The following is a 17377-nucleotide window of genomic DNA, read 5'->3' on the forward strand; positions in this document are numbered from 1 at the left end:
GGTGTAGGGCGCTGTCTAGGTAAATCCGGACAGCATGAGCCTGAGACCTGATGCCGAGCCGATTGTGGTGAAGTGGATGATCCTATGCTGTCGAGAAAAGCCTCTAGCGAGTTTCATGGCGGCCCGTACCCTAAACCGACTCAGGTGGTCAGGTAGAGAATACCGAGGCGTTCGGGTGAACTATGGTTAAGGAACTCGGCAAAATGCCCCCGTAACTTCGGGAGAAGGGGGGCCATCACCGGTGATTGAATTTACTTCATGAGCTGGGGGTGGCCGCAGAGACCAGCGAGAAGCGACTGTTTACTAAAAACACAGGTCCGTGCGAAGCCGTAAGGCGATGTATACGGACTGACGCCTGCCCGGTGCTGGAACGTTAAGGGGACCGGTTAGTGCACTTTCGGGTGTGCGAAGCTGAGAACTTAAGCGCCAGTAAACGGCGGTGGTAACTATAACCATCCTAAGGTAGCGAAATTCCTTGTCGGGTAAGTTCCGACCTGCACGAATGGCGTAACGACTTCTCGACTGTCTCAACCATAGGCCCGGTGAAATTGCACTACGAGTAAAGATGCTCGTTTCGCGCAGCAGGACGGAAAGACCCCGGGACCTTTACTACAGTTTGATATTGGTGTTCGGTTCGGCTTGTGTAGGATAGGTGGGAGACTTTGAACTCTGGACGCCAGTTCAGGGGGAGTCGTCGTTGAAATACCACTCTGGTCGTGCTGGATGTCTAACCTGGGTCCGTGATCCGGATCAGGGACAGTGTCTGATGGGTAGTTTAACTGGGGCGGTTGCCTCCTAAAGAGTAACGGAGGCGCCCAAAGGTTCCCTCAGCCTGGTTGGTAATCAGGTGTTGAGTGTAAGTGCACAAGGGAGCTTGACTGTGAGACCGACGGGTCGAGCAGGGACGAAAGTCGGGACTAGTGATCCGGCGGTGGCTTGTGGAAGCGCCGTCGCTCAACGGATAAAAGGTACCCCGGGGATAACAGGCTGATCTTCCCCAAGAGTCCATATCGACGGGATGGTTTGGCACCTCGATGTCGGCTCGTCGCATCCTGGGGCTGGAGTCGGTCCCAAGGGTTGGGCTGTTCGCCCATTAAAGCGGTACGCGAGCTGGGTTTAGAACGTCGTGAGACAGTTCGGTCCCTATCCGCTGTGCGCGTAGGAATATTGAGAAGGGCTGTCCCTAGTACGAGAGGACCGGGACGGACGAACCTCTGGTGTGCCAGTTGTCCTGCCAAGGGCATGGCTGGTTGGCTACGTTCGGAAAGGATAACCGCTGAAAGCATCTAAGCGGGAAGCCTGCTTCGAGATGAGTATTCCCACCCCCTTTGAGGGGTTAAGGCTCCCAGTAGACGACTGGGTTGATAGGCCAGATCTGGAAGCCCGGTAACGGGTGGAGGTGACTGGTACTAATAGGCCGAGGGCTTGTCCTCAGTTGCTCGCGTCCACTGTGTTTGTTCTCAGATAACGAACAATTGTGTCGGCTGAACGGCCGCACTACTTAATTGAAGAGTGTGCTTGTTCGCTGCCTTGTTCGGGAACCCGTTTCCTTGAAACGGGACACTGATAGGGTTTCGGTGGTCATAGCGTGAGGGAAACGCCCGGTTACATTCCGAACCCGGAAGCTAAGCCTCAAAGCGCCGATGGTACTGCAGGGGGGACCCTGTGGGAGAGTAGGACGCCGCCGAACAATTTTTAGAGGACCTTTGGTCCCAGCACACACGCTGGGACCAAAGGTCCTTTTTTGTTTTGTCGAAGCGCGCCGGCTACCCGGCTGCGCGAGAATGACTGCGGTACCGAAGACAGGAGTCACCCATGTCCACCAACTCTCCCGATGAGCGACCGGATCGCGACCAGCGACGCCGGGACAGTGGTGACCGGGACCGGGGCGGATACCGAGGCGGACCGCGACGCGACAACGACCGCGGTGGCCAGGCGCCCCGCCGGGACGACCGCGGCGGCGACCGTGACCGTGGTCCCCGTCGTGACGGCGACCGTCCCGGTGGCGACCGCCCCGCCTTCCGTCGTGACGACCGTCGCGACGATCGCGGCGGCGACAACCGTGGTGGCGGCTTCCGCCGTGACGACAGCCGCGGTGGCGACAATCGTGGCGGTGGCGGTTACCGCCCGCGTGACGACCGCGACCGTGGACCCCGCCGTGACGGCGACCGTCCTCCCTTCCGCCGCGATGACCGCCGTGACGACAACCGGCGCGACGACCGTCGTGACAGCGACCGCGGTGGCTACCGTCCCCGTGACGACCGTCGTGACGACCGTCGTGACGACCGCCGCGATGACAACCGTGGCGGTGGCTTCCGGCGCGACGACAGCCGCGGTGGCGACAACCGTGGCGGTGGCTTCCGGCGCGACGACAGCCGCGGTGGCGACAACCGTGGCGGTGGCTTCCGTCGTGATGACCGCGGTGGCGACAACCGTGGCGGTGGCGGTTACCGCCCGCGCGACGACCGCGACCGTGCTCCCCGTCGTGACGGTGACCGCCCCGGTGGCGACCGCCCCGGGTTCCGTCGTGACGGCGACCGTCCCGCCTTCCGGCGTGACGACCGTGGCGGCGATAACCGCGGTGGTGGGTTCCGTCGTGATGACCGTCGTGATGACCGCGGTGGCGACAACCGTGGCGGTGGCGGTTACCGCCCGCGCGACGACCGCGACCGTGCTCCCCGTCGTGACGGCGACCGCCCCGGTGGCGACCGCCCGGCCTTCCGCCGTGACGAGCGCCGCGACAGCGACCGCGGTGGCTACCGTCCCCGTGACGATCGTCGTGATGACCGTCGGGACGACCGCCGCGATGACAACCGTGGTGGCGGCTTCCGTCGCGACGACCGGCGCGATGACCGGCGTGACGACAGCCGCGGTGGTGGCTTCCGTCGCGACGACAGCCGTGGCGGCGGGTACCGGCCGCGTGACGACCGCGACCGTGGGCCGCGCCGCGACGACCGTGGTGGGCGGCCCGGCGGGTTCCGTGGGCGTGACGACCGTGGGGGCGACGACCGCCGTGGTGGCGGGCGCTACCGCGACGAGCGTGACCGCGACCGCGAGCCCATCCGCCGGCTGCCGATCCCCGAGGACGTCACCGGCGACGAGATCGACAAGGACGTACGGCAGGAGCTTCAGAGCCTGCCGAAGGGCCTGGCCGAGGACGTCGCCAAGAACCTGGTGATGGTCGCCAAGCTCATCGACGAGGACCCCGAGCAGGCCTACGAGTACTCGAAGATCGCGCTGCGGCTCGCCTCCAGGGTTGCCGCCGTGCGCGAGGCCGCCGGCTTCGCCGCGTACGCGAACCAGAAGTTCAGCGAGGCGCTCGCCGAGTTCCGCGCCGCCCGGCGCATGACCGGCAACGTCGAGCTGTGGCCCGTCATGGCGGACTGCGAGCGCGGTCTCGGGCGCCCCGAGAAGGCCCTCGACATGGCCGGTGCGCCCGAGGTGGCCAAGCTGGACAAGGCCGGACAGGTCGAGATGCGGCTCGTGGCGGCCGGTGCCCGGCGTGACATGGATCAGCTCGACGCGGCCATCGTGACGCTGCAGGGCCCCGAGCTGGCGTCGAACTCCGTACAGCCGTGGACCGCGCGTCTGCGGTACGCGTACGCCGACGCGCTGCTCGCCGCCGGTCGTGAGGGCGAGGCGCGCGAGTGGTTCGCGAAGGCCGTCGAGTCCGACCGGGACGGCAGCACCGACGCGTCCGACCGGCTCGCCGAGATGGACGGGGTCGAGTTCGTCGACGCCTTCGAGGGCGAGTCCGACGAGGCCCCCGCCCCCGCCGCTGTCGCGGGGCCGAAGGCCGCCGCGGGTGACGACGACGAGCCCTGGGTCGAGGACGACGAGGACGTCGAAGAGTTCTACGACGAGGACGACGAGGAGTTCGAGCCCGAGAACGACAAGGGCTGAGCTCAGCGGCTGACTGCCGGCCGCGCTTGACGAAGCACGACGAACGGGCGGGATCCCAGCGATGGGGTCCCGCCCGTTCGTCGTTTGCGCCTACGCGCGCGTGGCGCGCGGTCAGTCGGAGAGCGTGCGCAGCACCAGACCCGTCGCAGGTTTCGGGCCGAACGACGTCGACTTGCGCGGCATCGTCACGCCCTGCCGTGCCAGGTCGCGTACCACTTCCTCGCGGACCGGGTGCATGAGGACCGCCGTGCCGCCGTCACGTTCCGCCTTCGCGACCGTGGCGGCCGCGTCATGGATGTATGCGATGTGCTCCGGCGCGTCCTCGGGAATGCGCCAGACATGCTCCAGGAGCGTGGAGTGCAGGACCGTTGCGTCGAGGGTGCGCCAGGCCTCCGGGCGGTCGGCAGGGATCGTACGGGCCAGGAGGTCCGGGGACGGGGTGTCCGCGAGGTGGAAGGAGCCGGTGCCGGCGAGGAGGAACGCGTTGCCGTGGGCGGCCGCGTCGGCGAGGGCGTCCAGGGCGCGAGACAGCGGGCCGGGGACTTCGCGCACGCGGAAGGAGCCCTTCAGCGCGGCCAGGGCGTCCGGGACCGGGAGGCGGTGCAGGAGGCGATGGATGGCGCGCACGCGCAGCGGGTAGCGGGCCGTGTCCACGAGGAGGACGAGGCCGAAGTCCCATGGGGTGGGGGACGGTTGTTCGGAGCGCAGGCGCAGATACGTCGCCCAGCGGTGGTGGCCGTCCGCGATCAGGGCCTGGTGGTGGGCGAGGTCCGCGCGGATCTCGGCCAGCTCGGCCGGGTCGGTGACCGACCACAGGCGGTGGGCGAAGCCGTCCTCCGTGGTCGTCGCGAGGAGCGGGGGGCGCTTGACCGTGCGTTCGATGACCGCGGTCGTGCCCGTCGCGTTGCCCGCGCTGCGGTAGGTGAGGAGCAGGGGTTCGAGGTTGGCGGCCGTGGCGCGCATCAGGCCCGCGCGGTCGGCGACCACGTGCGGCATGACGTCCTCGTGGGGCAGGACGACCCCTTCGGACGGCTCGGACAGGCGCAGGGCACCGATGACGCCGCGCTGGAGATGGTCGCCGTCGCGCTGCTCGTAGACGTACAGCGCGGGGATCTCGTCGGGGGCCAGGATGCCCTCGGACAGCCAGCGGCGCAGGGTGTCGGCCGCGAGGGCGTTGCGGGTGTCCGGGGAGACGGCCTGCGGGAGGATCAGGCGGACGATGTTGTGCGGGTCCGCGGATTCCAGGTGGTGCAGACCGTCGGGGCGGACGACCACGTCGTACGGGGGTGACGTCACGGCGGCGAGGCTGCCCACGCGCTCGGGGACGTAACGCACACCCCTGAACGGGATCAGGTCGAGGCCGTCACTGTCCGTCGGACCTGGGGGTCCTGCAGTGTTCATTGCTGCATCGTATGTGTGTCAGTGGCATGAGCGATGATCGGGGGAGTGGGATCGAACGAGGAGCGATGTGTAATGAGCCAGACCGTCAGGACGCGGCCCGAAGGCAGTCGGCGGGCGCTGAACGAGGCGTACGACACGGCGCTGCTCGACCTCGACGGGGTGGTGTACGCGGGCGGTGACGCCATCGCGCACGCCCCCGAGTCGCTCGCCGTGGCGCGCGGGGCGGGCATGGGGCTCGCGTACGTCACGAACAACGCGCTGCGTACGCCGGACGCCGTGGCCGAGCATCTGACGGAGCTGGGGATTCCGACGGACGCGGCGGACGTCATCACGTCGGCGCAGGCCGTGGCGCGTCTGATCAGTGAGCAAGTGCCGGACGGGTCACGGGTGTTGGTGATCGGCGGGGAGGGGCTGCGGGTCGCGCTCAGAGAGCGCGGGCTCGAGCCGGTGGACTCCGCCGACGACGAGCCGGTGGCGGTGGTGCAGGGGTACGGCGGGCCCGACCTGGCCTGGGGGCGGTTCGCGGAGGCCTGTTACGCGATCGCGCGCGGTGTGCCGTGGTTCGCGTCCAATACGGACCTGACCATTCCGAGCGCGCGCGGCATCGCTCCGGGCAACGGCGCGGCGGTCGAGGTCGTCCGAATCGCGACGGGTGCGCAGCCGCAGGTGGCCGGCAAGCCGCTGCCTCCGATGCACCGCGAGACGATCCTGCGCACCGGCGCGGAGCGGCCGTTGGTGATCGGGGACCGCCTCGACACGGACATCGAGGGCGCGTTCAACGGGGAGGTGGACTCGCTGCTCGTCCTGACCGGCGTCACCGACGGCGCGCAGCTGCTCGCCGCGCCGCCCCAGCACCGGCCCACGTATGTCGACGTCGACCTGCGGGGGCTGCTCACCGGGCAGCCGGAGGTCGTGGCGCGGGGGAACGGGTTCGCGTGCGGGGGCTGGGTCGCGACCGCGGGCGACGAGCGCCTTGAGCTGGAGGGGGACGGCGAGGCGATCGACGGGCTGCGGGCGCTGTGCGCGGCGGCGTGGACGGCGGCCGGGGACGGGACCTGCGGGCTCGACGGTGCGAAGTCGCTGGCGCGGCTGGGGGTTTGAGGCGGCGCGGGCGGGGAGGCGCGTACCGGCGGGTGGGGTTGCCTGCGCTTCCCCGAGCTTCTCGGTGCCACCCAGTGCTTCCCTGGGCTGCCCCGAGCTTCTCTATCGGTAGCGACCTCGAAGAGGGTGAGGAGGGTAGGCTAACCTAACCACGTGTTGGTCGACAGTCCCCCCGAACAGCGCGCGGACACCGCCGCCGCGCCCCCGAACCGCCGGGCGATACGTACGGTCGGGCTCCTCGGAGCCGTCGTCGTCCTGGTCGCGCTCCTGGTCGTGAGCATCGCGATCGGGGCGAAACCCCTGTCCGTGGACCAGGTGTGGCACGGCCTGTTCGACGACACCGGGACGTTCAGCGACGTCGTGGTCGGCGAGCGGCTCGCACGCACGCTGCTCGGGCTCCTCGCCGGTGTCGCGCTCGGGCTCTCCGGCGCGGTCCTCCAGGCGCTGACCCGTAACCCGCTGGCCGACCCCGGACTCCTCGGCATCAACATGGGCGCCTCGGCGGCCGTCGTCACCGCCGTCAGCTTCTTCGGCGTCACCTCGCTGACGGGCTATGTGTGGTTCGCCTTCCTGGGGGCCGCGGCCGTGGGCGTCCTCGTCTACATCCTCGGCGGGACCCGCAGCGCAACGCCGGTGCGGCTCGCACTCGCCGGGACCGCCATCAGCGCCGCGCTCTACGGCTATCTCCAGGCCGTGATGATCATGGACAACGCGGCGCTCGGCAAGATGCGCTTCTGGACGGTGGGTTCGCTCGTCTCCGCCGACATGTCGACGATCCGGCAGGTGCTGCCGTTCATCGCCGTCGGTTCGGTGCTCGCCCTCGCGCTCGCGCGGCCCCTCAACGCCATGGCGATGGGCGACGACACGGCCCGCGCCCTCGGCGCGAACCTGAACAGGACGCGCGCGCTGTCCATGGCGGCTGCCACGCTGTTGTGCGGCGCCGCGACCGCCGCCTGCGGGCCCATCGTGTTCGTCGGCCTGATGGTGCCGCACGTCGTCCGCTCCTTCACCGGCCCCGACCTGCGCTGGATCCTGCCGTTCTCCGCTGTCCTGTCGCCCGTGCTGCTGCTCGGCGCGGACGTCGTCGGCCGGCTCGTGGCACGGCCCGCCGAGGTCCAGGTCGGCATCGTCACCGCGATCATCGGCGGCCCGGTCTTCATCTACCTCGTGCGCCGGCGGAAGGTCACCCAGCTGTGAAGGCGATCCGTACCCGGGGCGGGATCTCCCTGCGCCTCGACATCCGCGCGTTCGTGGTCGTCCTCGTGCTGCTGTGCGCCGCGCTCGCCGCGAGCGTCGCGCTGATCGGCACCGGCGACTTCCCCATCTCGGCCCCCGACGTGGTCCGTACGCTGCTCGGCAACGGTGACCCGGGTCAGGAGATCATCGTCAACGACCTGCGGCTGCCCAGGGTCCTCGTGGGCCTCCTCGTGGGCGCGGCGCTCGCGCTCGGCGGCGCGCTCTTCCAGGCCATCTCCCGTAATCCGCTGGGCAGTCCGGACATTCTGGGCCTCGGGCAGGGCTCTACGGCCGGTGCGCTCGTCATGATCGTGCTGTTCTCCGGGAGCGCGGCCCAGGTCGCGCTCGGGGCGCTCGTCGGCGGTCTGGTCACGGGGTTCGGCATCTACCTGCTCGCCTGGAAGCGCGGCGTGCACGGATACCGGCTCGTCCTGGTCGGCATCGGAATGTCCGCCATCATGACCGCGGTCAACGGCTATCTGCTGACCAAGGCCGACATCGTCGACGCCGCCCGCGCGACGGTCTGGATGACGGGATCCCTCGACGGCCGCGACTGGAAGCAGGTCTGGCCGCTGCTTGCCCTGTGCGCCGTCCTCGTGCCCGTCGTCCTCACGTACGCGCGTCCGCTGCGCATGCTGGAGATGGGTGACGACGTGGCGAACGCGCTCGGGGTGCGCGTCGAGCGGACGCGGCTCGTCCTGCTCGTGGCCGCCGTGCTGCTCACCGCCGCGGCCACCGCCGCCGCGGGACCCGTCGGATTCGTCGCGCTGACCGCCCCCCAGCTGGCCCGGCGGCTGACCCGCTCGCCCGGTCCGAACATCGCGGCGTCCATGTGCATGGGCGCGGCCCTGCTCGTCACCGCCGACTGGATCTCGCAGCGTGCCTTCGGCGCCGGCCAGCTGCCCGTCGGAGTGGTCACCGGAGTCGTCGGCGGTGTCTATCTGCTGTGGCTCCTGGTCTCCGAACGGAAGGCCGGCCGGATATGAGCGACAGGAACCCCAGCCACAGCAACAACCGGAGGAGCGCCGCCGTGAACCGACTGTCCGCCGAGAACGTCACCCTGGGCTACGACCAGCGTGTGATCGCGTCGGAACTCTCGGTCGAGATCCCCGACAACTCCTTCACCGTGATCGTCGGCCCGAACGCCTGCGGCAAGTCCACGCTGCTGCGCGCGCTGTCGCGGATGCTGAAGCCCTCTACGGGCCGGGTACTCCTCGACGGTCAGGCCATCCAGTCGATGCCGGCGAAGAAGGTGGCGCGCACGCTCGGGCTCCTGCCCCAGTCGTCGATCGCGCCGGACGGCATCACCGTCGGCGACCTCGTCTCGCGCGGCCGCTACCCCCACCAGGGCCTGCTGCGCCAGTGGTCCAGCGACGACGAGCGGATCGTGCAGGAGTCGATGGCCTCCACCGGAGTCGCCGAACTCACCGATCGCTTTGTCGACGAACTGTCCGGCGGTCAGCGCCAGCGCGTGTGGATCGCCATGGCGCTCGCCCAGCAGACCCCGCTGCTGCTCCTCGACGAGCCGACCACGTACCTCGACATCCAGCACCAGATCGACGTACTGGACCTCTGCGCGGAGCTGCACGAGGAGCAGGGGCGCACGCTCGTCGCGGTCCTGCACGACCTCAACCACGCGGCCCGCTACGCCACTCACCTGATTGCCCTGCGCGGCGGCGAGGTCATCGCCGAGGGAGCGCCGGGCGACATCGTCACCGCGGACCTCGTCGAGCGGCTCTTCGGGATGAAGTGCCAGGTCATCGACGATCCGGAGACCGGTACTCCGCTGGTGGTGCCGGCCGCGCGCAAGGCCAGGAAGGCTCCGGCCCGGGATGCGGAGGCGCCCGCGAAGGCGGTGGCTAAAGCAGCGTCCTGAGCCGCAGCAGATCGCGGAAGCCGGCCTCCAGCTTGATCCGGCCGGAGGCCCAGGCCTTCGCGAAGTTCAGCCTGCCGTCGACCATCGCGACCAGGTCGTCGCCGGTCATCGCGAGCCGGATCTGCGCCCGGTCGGGCGGCGGCCCGTCGACCGTGTCGAGCACCTCGATCCGGCCGTTCTCGAGCCGGCCCGTGAACGTGATCCCGAGATCCGTGACGTGGCAGCTCAGCGAGCGGTCGAGCGCCGCCGCGCTGCGTACCCCGCCGTCCGCGCCCGCCAGATTGTCCGAGAGTTTGTCGAGTGCGGCACGGCACTCCTGCGTCGTCGCCATCGCGGTCGACCGTACCCCAGTGCTACGCGGTAGCGTCGTGGCATGAACGACTCTCATCCGGACCCCGACCAGGTGCCGGACCAGGCGGCCGGGGCCCCGGAGGTCCAGGACGAACCGTCGTACGAGCCCGCGGCCCCGGCCCCCCTCGGCGTCCCGCGCACCCCCACCGGCAACGCGGACGTGGACGCCGGGCTCGACCGGCTCGCCGACGTCGACCACCTCACTGCCGACGGACACCTCGAGGTGTACGAGGATGTACACCGGGGCCTGCGTGACGCGCTGACCGCGCTGGACGCACGCCCCGAGCCCTCACCCTCGAACCGACACAGGAGCTGAACCGAACGTGGCAGGAGTGGCACGACGCCGCCTCGACGCCGAGCTCGTCCGCCGGAAGCTCGCCCGCTCGCGCGAGCACGCGAGCCAGCTGATCGCCGCGGGGCGCGTCACGGTTGGCAGGACCACCGCGACCAAGCCCGCCACGCAGGTGGAGACCGCCGCCGCGATCGTGGTCACGCAGGACGACAACGACCCCGACTACGTCTCGCGCGGCGGCCACAAGCTCGCGGGGGCCCTCGCGGCCTTCGTGCCGCAGGGGCTCGCCGTCGAGGGACGCCGCGCGCTCGACGCGGGGGCGTCCACGGGCGGGTTCACCGACGTACTGCTGAGGGCCGGCGTCGCCCATGTCGTCGCCGTCGACGTCGGGTACGGGCAACTCGCCTGGTCACTGCAGAGCGATGAACGCGTCACCGTCAAGGACCGTACGAACGTACGCGAGTTGACGCTGGAGGCGATCGATGGAAAACCCGTGGACCTGGTCGTCGGAGACCTGTCCTTCATCCCGCTCGGCCTGGTGCTTCCCGCCCTCGCGCGGTGCGCGGCGCCCGACGCGGACCTGGTGCTCATGGTGAAGCCGCAGTTCGAGATCGGCAAGGACCGCCTCGGCAGCGGCGGAGTCGTGCGCAGCCCGGAACTGCGGGCCGAGACGGTGCGCACGGTGGCCCGGCAGGCGTGGGAACTCGGCCTCGGCGTAAGGGGCGTGACGGCGAGCCCGCTGCCCGGGCCGTCCGGAAACGTCGAGTACTTTCTGTGGCTCCGCGCCGGTGCGCCCGAACTCGACCCGGCGGACGTTGACCGTGCAGTGGCGGAGGGGCCGCGTTGACACAGACTCGAGCTCGAACTGTTTTCCTGCTCGCGCACACCGGGCGGCCCGCCGCCATCCGGAGTGCCGAACTCGTCGTCGAGGGGCTGCTGCGCTGCGGCATCGGCGTACGGGTCCTGGAGTCGGAGGCGGCGGACCTGCCGCTCCCGGCGTCGGTGGAGCTCGTGAAGGAGGCGACTCCGGAGTGCCTCGACGCCTGTGAGCTGCTGGTCGTCCTCGGCGGCGACGGGACTTTGCTGCGCGGCGCCGAGTTCGCCCGCGCCTCCGGAGTCCCGATGCTCGGGGTGAACCTCGGCCGCGTCGGCTTCCTCGCCGAGGCCGAGCGCGACGACCTCGACAAGGTGGTCGACCGCGTCGTCACCAAGACGTACGAGGTCGAGGAGCGCATGACGATCGACGTCGTCGTGCACAGCAACGGCGATGTCGTGCACCGCGACTGGGCGCTCAACGAGGCCGCCGTGCAGAAGATGTCGGCCGAGCGGATGCTCGAGGTCGTCCTGGAGATCGACGGGCGTCCCGTCACCGGCTTCGGCTGCGACGGCATCGTGTGCGCGACGCCCACCGGCTCCACGGCCTACGCGTTCTCGGCCGGCGGGCCCGTCGTGTGGCCCGAGGTCGAGGCGCTCCTCATGGTGCCGATCAGCGCGCACGCCCTGTTCGCCAAGCCGCTGGTCACCTCGCCGGACTCGGTGCTCGCCGTCGAGGTGCAGCAGCACACTCCGCACGGCGTGCTGTGGTGCGACGGACGGCGGACCGTGGAACTGCCTGCCGGTGCGCGCGTCGAGGTGCGGCGCGGGGCGGTGCCGGTGCGGCTCGCGCGGCTGCATCACGCCTCGTTCACGGATCGGCTCGTCGCCAAGTTCGCGCTGCCCGTCTCCGGCTGGCGCGGGAAGCCCCACTAGGACATCCCGCAGGTGATCACGTCAGGACCGTAGGTGATCACGTCCGTACGACGGTGATCGCGCGGCGGCGCATCACCGACCGCACCGGGACACCGGTCGCGAGCAGCGTCAGCAGGAGCGTGCCCGCGACCGTCCCGGCGGCCAGGGTCCACGGGATGTACGGCAGCGGGGAGCCGAACGCCGTGTCGAGGATCGGCGCGAGCGTGGCGAGCGCGATCAGGGCGCCGAGCAGCAGCGCCGTACCGGCGACGACGACGGCTTCCCAGGCGGCCATGGAGCGCACCTGGCCGCGCTGGGTGCCGATGACCCGCAGCAGGGCCACGTCCCGGCGCCGCTCGAACGAGATCATGGCAAGCGTGTTGGCGGCGGCTATGGCGGCGAACCCCGCGTACAGGGCCGTACCCATGTAGTCGAGCCACACTTCGCCGGTGCTGCCCGCCGAGCCCGTGCGGTGCTGCGCCGTCGTGTGCAGAGCGACCTTGGTGAGGCCGAAGCCGACGACGAGGACGAGCGGGACGACGGCGGCCGAGAAGCGGCGGGGCTGCGAGCGGACGTTGAGCATCGCGAGCCGCGCACTCGCGCCGAAGCGGCCCACGAGCGCCGAGACCAGCCAGGCCGCGGGGCCCACGATGCGCGGGCCGAGCAGGCCCACTCCCACGCAGAACAGGATCAGGACGAGGAACGCGCCCTGGCCCGCCTCCTCGGCGTCCTGCCGGGACAGCAGCACCGAGAGGAAGCACGCCCCGCCCACCGCGACCAGGCCGAGCGGCGCCCTGAGCAGGCCGAGGCGCCGCCTGCCCGCCGCCGCCTCGGACAGTGCGTGGGCGGGCCGCAGGAGCGAGAACCGCAGCGACGAGAGCAGCGCGGCGACCGTCGACGTCACCACGGTCACCCCGAGACAGACCGGCAGCGCGACCCAGCTGAAGCGGAACGGCACCCCGGGCGGGATCAGGCCGTGCGTGACCATGCCGGAGAACCAGGCCCTGGCGAGCAGCCCGCCCGCCGCGAAGCCCGCGAGCGCCGCGGGGACGGACGCGGCGAGGGCCTGCGCCGCCACCGCTCGGCGCACCTGCCGGGGCCGGGCCCCGATGGCGCGTACGAGGGCGAGCTCGCGGTGCTGCTGCGTGACGGCCGTACCCATCGTCGAGACGACCACGAAAATCGACATGTAGATCGAACCGATGAGGAGGACGGCCGCGATGTCGCCGACGCCGTTCTCCGTGATGCGGTGGCGCGTGCCCGCCGGCAGTCCGTCGGTGCTCGTGGCGAGCAGCACCGTCGTCGACGCGCTCACCACCGTCGCCGCGAACAGCGCGGCGGCCGCCGTGCCGACGAACGCGGGCCGGTGTGCGCGCAGGGCCGCTCGGGCCAGTCCGGTACTCATGGGATCAAGCGTGCGGGCGCGCGGGGCGCGGGCACCATGCGGCGGGCAGGTCCCTCCGGCCGGGGGCTGTCCCCACCCTCACGGGTGACAACGGGTGACAAACGCGCGACGGGAGGACCGGACAGAGCCACTCACGACCTGCGATTTCGGTCCGCCGGGAGGGAAGCGGGGCAGGGCCCGTCGCACACATGGCTCCGGACCTCGTAAGGTCGTGTCCGTGTTGGAGGAGATGCGGATACGGTCGCTCGGAGTCATCGACGACGCGGTGGTCGAGCTGTCGCCGGGATTCACCGCCGTGACGGGCGAGACCGGTGCGGGCAAGACGATGGTGGTCACCAGCCTCGGCCTGCTGCTCGGCGGGCGCGCGGACCCCGCCCTCGTACGGATCGGTGCCAAGGCGGCGGTCGTCGAGGGCCGGATCACTGTGCCCGAGGGCACCGCGGCCGTCGTGCGCGCCCAGGAGGCGGGTGCCGAACTCGACGACGGGGCGCTGCTCATCAGCCGGACCGTCTCGGCGGAGGGGCGTTCACGGGCGCATCTCGGCGGGCGTTCGGTGCCGGTGGGCATGCTGACCGAGCTCGCCGAGGATCTCGTCGCCGTGCACGGCCAGACCGATCAGCAGGGGCTGCTCAAGCTGTCCCGGCAACGCGGTGCCCTCGACCGGTACGCGGGCGACGCGGTCGCCGTGCCGCTCGCCAAGTACCAGGCCGCGTACCGCCGGCTGCGGGCCGTCAGCGCCGAGCTCGACACCATCGTCACGCGCGCACGTGAACGCGCCCAGGAAGCAGATCTGCTGCGCTTCGGACTCGACGAGATCGCGGCCGTCGAGCCGCGCGCCGGCGAGGACGTCGAGCTGTCGGCGGAGGCCGAGCGGCTCGGTCACGCGGAGGCGCTCGCCTCGGCCGCCTCCGCCGCGCACGCCGCGCTCGCGGGCAACCCCGAGGACCCCGAGGGCGTCGACGCCACCACACTCGTGGGCGGCGCGAACCGCGCGCTCGACGCCGTGCGTTCGCACGACCCGGCCCTGTCCGCGCTCGCCGACCGGATCGGCGAGATCGGCATCCTCCTGTCCGACGTGGCGGGGGAACTCGCCGGATACGCCGACGACCTGGACGCGGACCCGCTGCGGCTCGCGGCGGTCGAGGAGCGGCGGGCCGCGCTGACGCAGCTCACGCGCAAGTACGGCGGGGCCGGTGAGGGTACGGCCGCGGTGCTGGCCTGGGCCGAGCAGGGTTCGGCGCGGCTGCTCGAACTCGACGGAGACGAGGACCGGGTCGGTGAGCTGACCGCCGAGCGGGACGGCCTCCGCGATGAACTGGGCGTCCTGGCACAGGCGTTGACGGACTCCCGCACGGAGGCGGCGTCACGCTTCGCGGCCGCCGTCACGCAGGAGCTGGCCTCGCTCGCCATGCCCCACGCGCGCGTGTCCTTCGACATCCGCCGCACCGACGACCCGGACGGCGTCGAGCTCGACGGGCGCACGGTCGCGTACGGCCCCTCCGGTGTGGACGAGGTCGAGCTGCTGCTCGCCCCGCACCCCGGCGCCCCGCCGCGGCCGATCGCCAAGGGGGCCTCGGGCGGTGAGCTGTCACGCGTGATGCTCGCCGTGGAGGTCGTGTTCGCCGGGACCGATCCCGTGCCCACGTATCTGTTCGACGAGGTCGACGCGGGCGTCGGCGGCAAGGCGGCGGTGGAGATCGGCAGGCGCCTCGCCAAGCTCGCCAAGTCGGCGCAGGTCGTGGTCGTCACGCACCTTCCGCAGGTGGCGGCGTTCGCCGACCGGCAGCTCCTCGTGGAGAAGACGAACGACGGGACCGTGACCCGGTCCGGCGTCACCGTCCTCGAGGGCGAGGACCGGGTCCGCGAGCTGTCCCGGATGCTGGCGGGCCAGGAGGACTCCGAGACGGCGCGGGCGCACGCGGAGGAACTGCTCGCCACCGCCCGAGGGGACGCGTAACCGCCTGTGGAGAAGCGTGTGGTGGGCCGGTTCGCGGCTCTCGCGGCCGGTGCCGTCGTGGCCCGGGCCGGGTATGCGGCGCTGCGGCGGGCCAGGCCGGGTGGGTCTGCCCTGTGGGAGCGGACGAACTTCGCGGGCCGGGCGGTCGACCTGTGCGCCGGGCCGGCCGTCGTGGCCGGGGCCGTCGTCGGTGCGGCCGCCGCCACCTCGGGGCCCGATCGCCGGGCCGCCGTACTGGCGGTGCTCGCCGCGGGGGCGTGCGGCGCGTACGACGACGTGGCGGGCGCCGGTGATCCGCGCAGCGGGTTCCGGGCCCATCTGTCGGCGCTGCGCGACGGCGAACTGACCAGCGGGGCCGTGAAGTTGATCGGTATCTCCGCCGCGGGGCTCGTCGCCGGCGCGCTGCTCGAGGAACGGGCCGTGGACAAGGCACTCGCCGGTGTCGTGATCGCCGGCGCGGCGCACTTCGTGAACCTGGTGGACGTACGGCCAGGGCGGGCGGCCGCGGCCGTGCTCGCGCTCGGGGCGCCCGGACTGCTCAAGGGGGCCGTCGCCGCGGCCCCCATGGGCGCGGTGGCGGCGGTCCTGCCGGAGGATCTCGACGGGCGCACCATGATCGGCGACACCGGGGCACACGCCCTGGGCGCGGCGCTCGGCGTCGCCGTCGTCGCCGGGAACGGGCGCGCCGGACTCCTCGCGCACGCGGCCGGACTGGTCCTCGCGGCGGCATACGGGGACAAAGTGACCGCACTGGCCCGCGGGGCGGAGTCAGCCCGACACGCCTGAATTCACGCGTGTGAGTGATCCCGTACGACGTGTTGCCCACTCCGACACGGTCGGGACTCCGGCCCGGTGCCGGAACGCCCGTACGGGCTGGCATCCTTGGCCCAGACCGTTACGGCGCGACATCCCCGCGCGTCCCGCACCGACCGACCCAGGAGCCCCGGCCACGTGAGTCACGTGAGCAGCCAGCCAGCGCACGGCCAGTCGCCGCTGCGCACCGTGCAAGTGCTGGGCGGCGGCAGCGCCGGAAGCAGCATGCACGTCAGGTCGCTGGCCGCCGGGCTCGTCGCCAGGGGAGTGCGCGTCACAGTCTGTGCCCCCACCGAGGTCGCGCACGTCTACGGCTTCGCGGACGTCGGCGCCCAGCACGTCACCGTGCCCCGCAGCAGCGACCCCGGATCCGTCGCGGCGCTCCGGCTCGCCTGCGCCGACGCCGACCTCGTTCACGCGCACGGGCTGCACGCCGCGCTCCGTGCGTCCCTCGCGCTCAGCGGCCGGACCACGCCCCTCGTCGTCACCTGGCACACCCGCTCCCACGCCGAGGGCGCCCGCGCCCACCTGCTGCGGCTGCTCGAACGGCGCGTGGCGAGGGCCGCGTCCGTGGTGCTCGGCGCGTCGTCGGACCTCGTCGAGCGAGCGCGTGTCCGTGGCGCCCGTGACGCCAGGCTGGCCGCGGTCGCCTTCCCGGCGCCGCGCCGCCCCGACTCATCGGAAGCCGCGCCGGTGCCCGGACCCGAGGGACCCGAGGACCCGGAGCGCCTGCGGCACAAGGCACGGGCCGAACTCGGCGCTGTGGACCGGCCGTTGCTGATGGCCGTAGGCAGCCTCGTCAAGCACCGCGGCTACGGGACGCTGCTGGACGCCGCGCGCACCTGGCGCCACCTCGACCCCGTGCCGCTCCTCGTCATCGCGGGCGAGGGGCCGGAGCGGGGCGCGCTCCAGCGCCGGATCGAGAGCGAGCAGCTGCCCGTACGGCTCGTGGGGCGCCGTGACGACGTCTCCGAACTGCTCGCGGCCGCCGATGTGGCTCTGCTGACCAGCAGTTGGGAGTCCCGCTCGGTCCTCGCGCAGGAGGCGCTCCACGCGCGCGTACCGCTCGTCGCCACCGACGTCGGCGGCATCCCCGAACTCGTGGGCGACGCAGCGGAACTCGTCCCCTACGGCGACGCGCGCGCCCTCGCCGACACCGTCAGCCGCCTCCTGTCCGACCCCGCGCGCCGCGACCACCTCAAGGAGCGGGGCACGCTGCAGGCGGCGTCGTGGCCGACGGAGGACGAGACGGTGGCCCAAGTGCTCAGCGTCTACGACGAGTTGACGGGGGCGCTGCCGCCGGGCTGACCCGAC

General features: G+C 71.3%; 15 protein-coding genes and 2 rRNA genes (1 of these 17 running past the window's edge). 14 read left to right on the forward strand and 3 right to left on the reverse strand.

Annotated elements, in window-relative coordinates:
- The 4 genes from OHA58_RS28625 to OHA58_RS28640 form a co-directional block, all read left to right on the forward strand.
- Positions 1-1433: ribosomal RNA gene (locus tag OHA58_RS28625) — 23S ribosomal RNA — on the forward strand; it begins 1691 nt to the left of the window's first position.
- 140 nt (positions 1434-1573) lie between these two features.
- Positions 1574-1690, forward strand: a 5S ribosomal RNA gene (gene rrf, locus OHA58_RS28630).
- A 144-nt stretch (positions 1691-1834) separates the two neighbouring features.
- Positions 1835-3178, forward strand: coding sequence for a hypothetical protein (locus OHA58_RS28635; RefSeq protein WP_405485223.1), 1344 nt, complete (start codon positions 1835-1837; stop codon positions 3176-3178).
- Positions 3070-3903 carry a hypothetical protein gene (locus OHA58_RS28640; RefSeq protein WP_405485225.1) on the forward strand — a complete coding sequence of 278 codons (834 nt, stop codon included), beginning with the start codon at positions 3070-3072 and terminating at the stop codon, positions 3901-3903. The genes OHA58_RS28635 and OHA58_RS28640 overlap by 109 nt, the downstream gene beginning before the upstream one ends.
- 111 nt (positions 3904-4014) lie before the next feature.
- Here OHA58_RS28640 and OHA58_RS28645 read toward each other — a convergent pair whose 3' ends face one another.
- Positions 4015-5304 carry a DUF1015 domain-containing protein gene (locus OHA58_RS28645; RefSeq protein WP_405482349.1) on the reverse strand — a complete coding sequence of 430 codons (1290 nt, stop codon included), beginning with the start codon at positions 5302-5304 and terminating at the stop codon, positions 4015-4017.
- A gap of 72 nt (positions 5305-5376) precedes the next feature.
- On the opposite strand from OHA58_RS28645, the gene OHA58_RS28650 reads away from it, so the two are divergent.
- The 4 genes from OHA58_RS28650 to OHA58_RS28665 all read left to right on the forward strand — a co-directional run bounded on the left by OHA58_RS28650 (position 5377) and on the right by OHA58_RS28665 (position 9517).
- Positions 5377-6405 (forward strand): HAD hydrolase-like protein, encoded by a 1029-nt coding sequence (locus tag OHA58_RS28650; protein WP_405482350.1) that lies wholly within the window; start codon positions 5377-5379, stop codon positions 6403-6405.
- Positions 6406-6558: 153 nt separating this feature from the next.
- Positions 6559-7602, forward strand: a complete 1044-nt coding sequence (locus tag OHA58_RS28655) for a FecCD family ABC transporter permease (protein ID WP_405482352.1) — start codon at positions 6559-6561, stop codon at positions 7600-7602.
- Positions 7599-8627 (forward strand): FecCD family ABC transporter permease, encoded by a 1029-nt coding sequence (locus OHA58_RS28660; protein ID WP_405482354.1) that lies wholly within the window; start codon positions 7599-7601, stop codon positions 8625-8627. Before OHA58_RS28655 ends, OHA58_RS28660 begins: the two co-directional genes overlap by 4 nt.
- Positions 8624-9517: an ABC transporter ATP-binding protein gene (locus tag OHA58_RS28665; RefSeq protein ID WP_405482356.1), complete on the forward strand. Its 894-nt coding sequence runs from the start codon at positions 8624-8626 to the stop codon at positions 9515-9517. Before OHA58_RS28660 ends, OHA58_RS28665 begins: the two co-directional genes overlap by 4 nt.
- Here OHA58_RS28665 and OHA58_RS28670 read toward each other — a convergent pair.
- Positions 9501-9848: an SCP2 sterol-binding domain-containing protein gene (locus OHA58_RS28670; RefSeq protein ID WP_405482358.1), complete on the reverse strand. Its 348-nt coding sequence runs from the start codon at positions 9846-9848 to the stop codon at positions 9501-9503. The two genes, OHA58_RS28665 and OHA58_RS28670, sit on opposite strands and share 17 nt — an antisense overlap.
- 42 nt (positions 9849-9890) lie before the next feature.
- On the opposite strand from OHA58_RS28670, the gene OHA58_RS28675 reads away from it, so the two are divergent.
- Genes OHA58_RS28675 through OHA58_RS28685 form a run of 3 tightly spaced genes read left to right on the forward strand, consistent with a single transcriptional unit; the run spans position 9891 to position 11909 of the window.
- Entirely contained in the window at positions 9891-10184 is a 294-nt protein-coding gene (locus OHA58_RS28675) for a hypothetical protein (RefSeq protein ID WP_405482360.1), read from the forward strand.
- 7 nt (positions 10185-10191) lie between these two features.
- Positions 10192-11007 carry a TlyA family RNA methyltransferase gene (locus OHA58_RS28680; RefSeq protein ID WP_227293933.1) on the forward strand — a complete coding sequence of 272 codons (816 nt, stop codon included), beginning with the start codon at positions 10192-10194 and terminating at the stop codon, positions 11005-11007.
- Positions 11004-11909: an NAD kinase gene (locus OHA58_RS28685; protein WP_375999812.1), complete on the forward strand. Its 906-nt coding sequence runs from the start codon at positions 11004-11006 to the stop codon at positions 11907-11909. Before OHA58_RS28680 ends, OHA58_RS28685 begins: the two co-directional genes overlap by 4 nt.
- A gap of 37 nt (positions 11910-11946) precedes the next feature.
- Here OHA58_RS28685 and OHA58_RS28690 read toward each other — a convergent pair whose 3' ends face one another.
- Positions 11947-13293 (reverse strand): FtsX-like permease family protein, encoded by a 1347-nt coding sequence (locus OHA58_RS28690; protein WP_405482361.1) that lies wholly within the window; start codon positions 13291-13293, stop codon positions 11947-11949.
- A gap of 229 nt (positions 13294-13522) precedes the next feature.
- On the opposite strand from OHA58_RS28690, the gene recN reads away from it, so the two are divergent.
- The 3 genes from recN to OHA58_RS28705 all read left to right on the forward strand — a co-directional run bounded on the left by recN (position 13523) and on the right by OHA58_RS28705 (position 17371).
- Entirely contained in the window at positions 13523-15250 is a 1728-nt protein-coding gene (recN, locus tag OHA58_RS28695) for a DNA repair protein RecN (RefSeq protein WP_405485227.1), read from the forward strand.
- Positions 15251-15256: 6 nt separating this feature from the next.
- Entirely contained in the window at positions 15257-16036 is a 780-nt protein-coding gene (locus OHA58_RS28700) for a hypothetical protein (RefSeq protein ID WP_405482362.1), read from the forward strand.
- Positions 16037-16201: 165 nt separating this feature from the next.
- A complete protein-coding gene (locus OHA58_RS28705) occupies positions 16202-17371 on the forward strand; it encodes a glycosyltransferase family 4 protein (protein ID WP_405482364.1) in 1170 nt (389 codons plus the stop codon).
- Positions 17372-17377: the final 6 nt, after the last annotated feature.

The sequence above is a fragment of the Streptomyces sp. NBC_00009 genome (assembly GCF_045040855.1).
Lineage (GTDB): Bacteria > Actinomycetota > Actinomycetes > Streptomycetales > Streptomycetaceae > Streptomyces > Streptomyces aureus.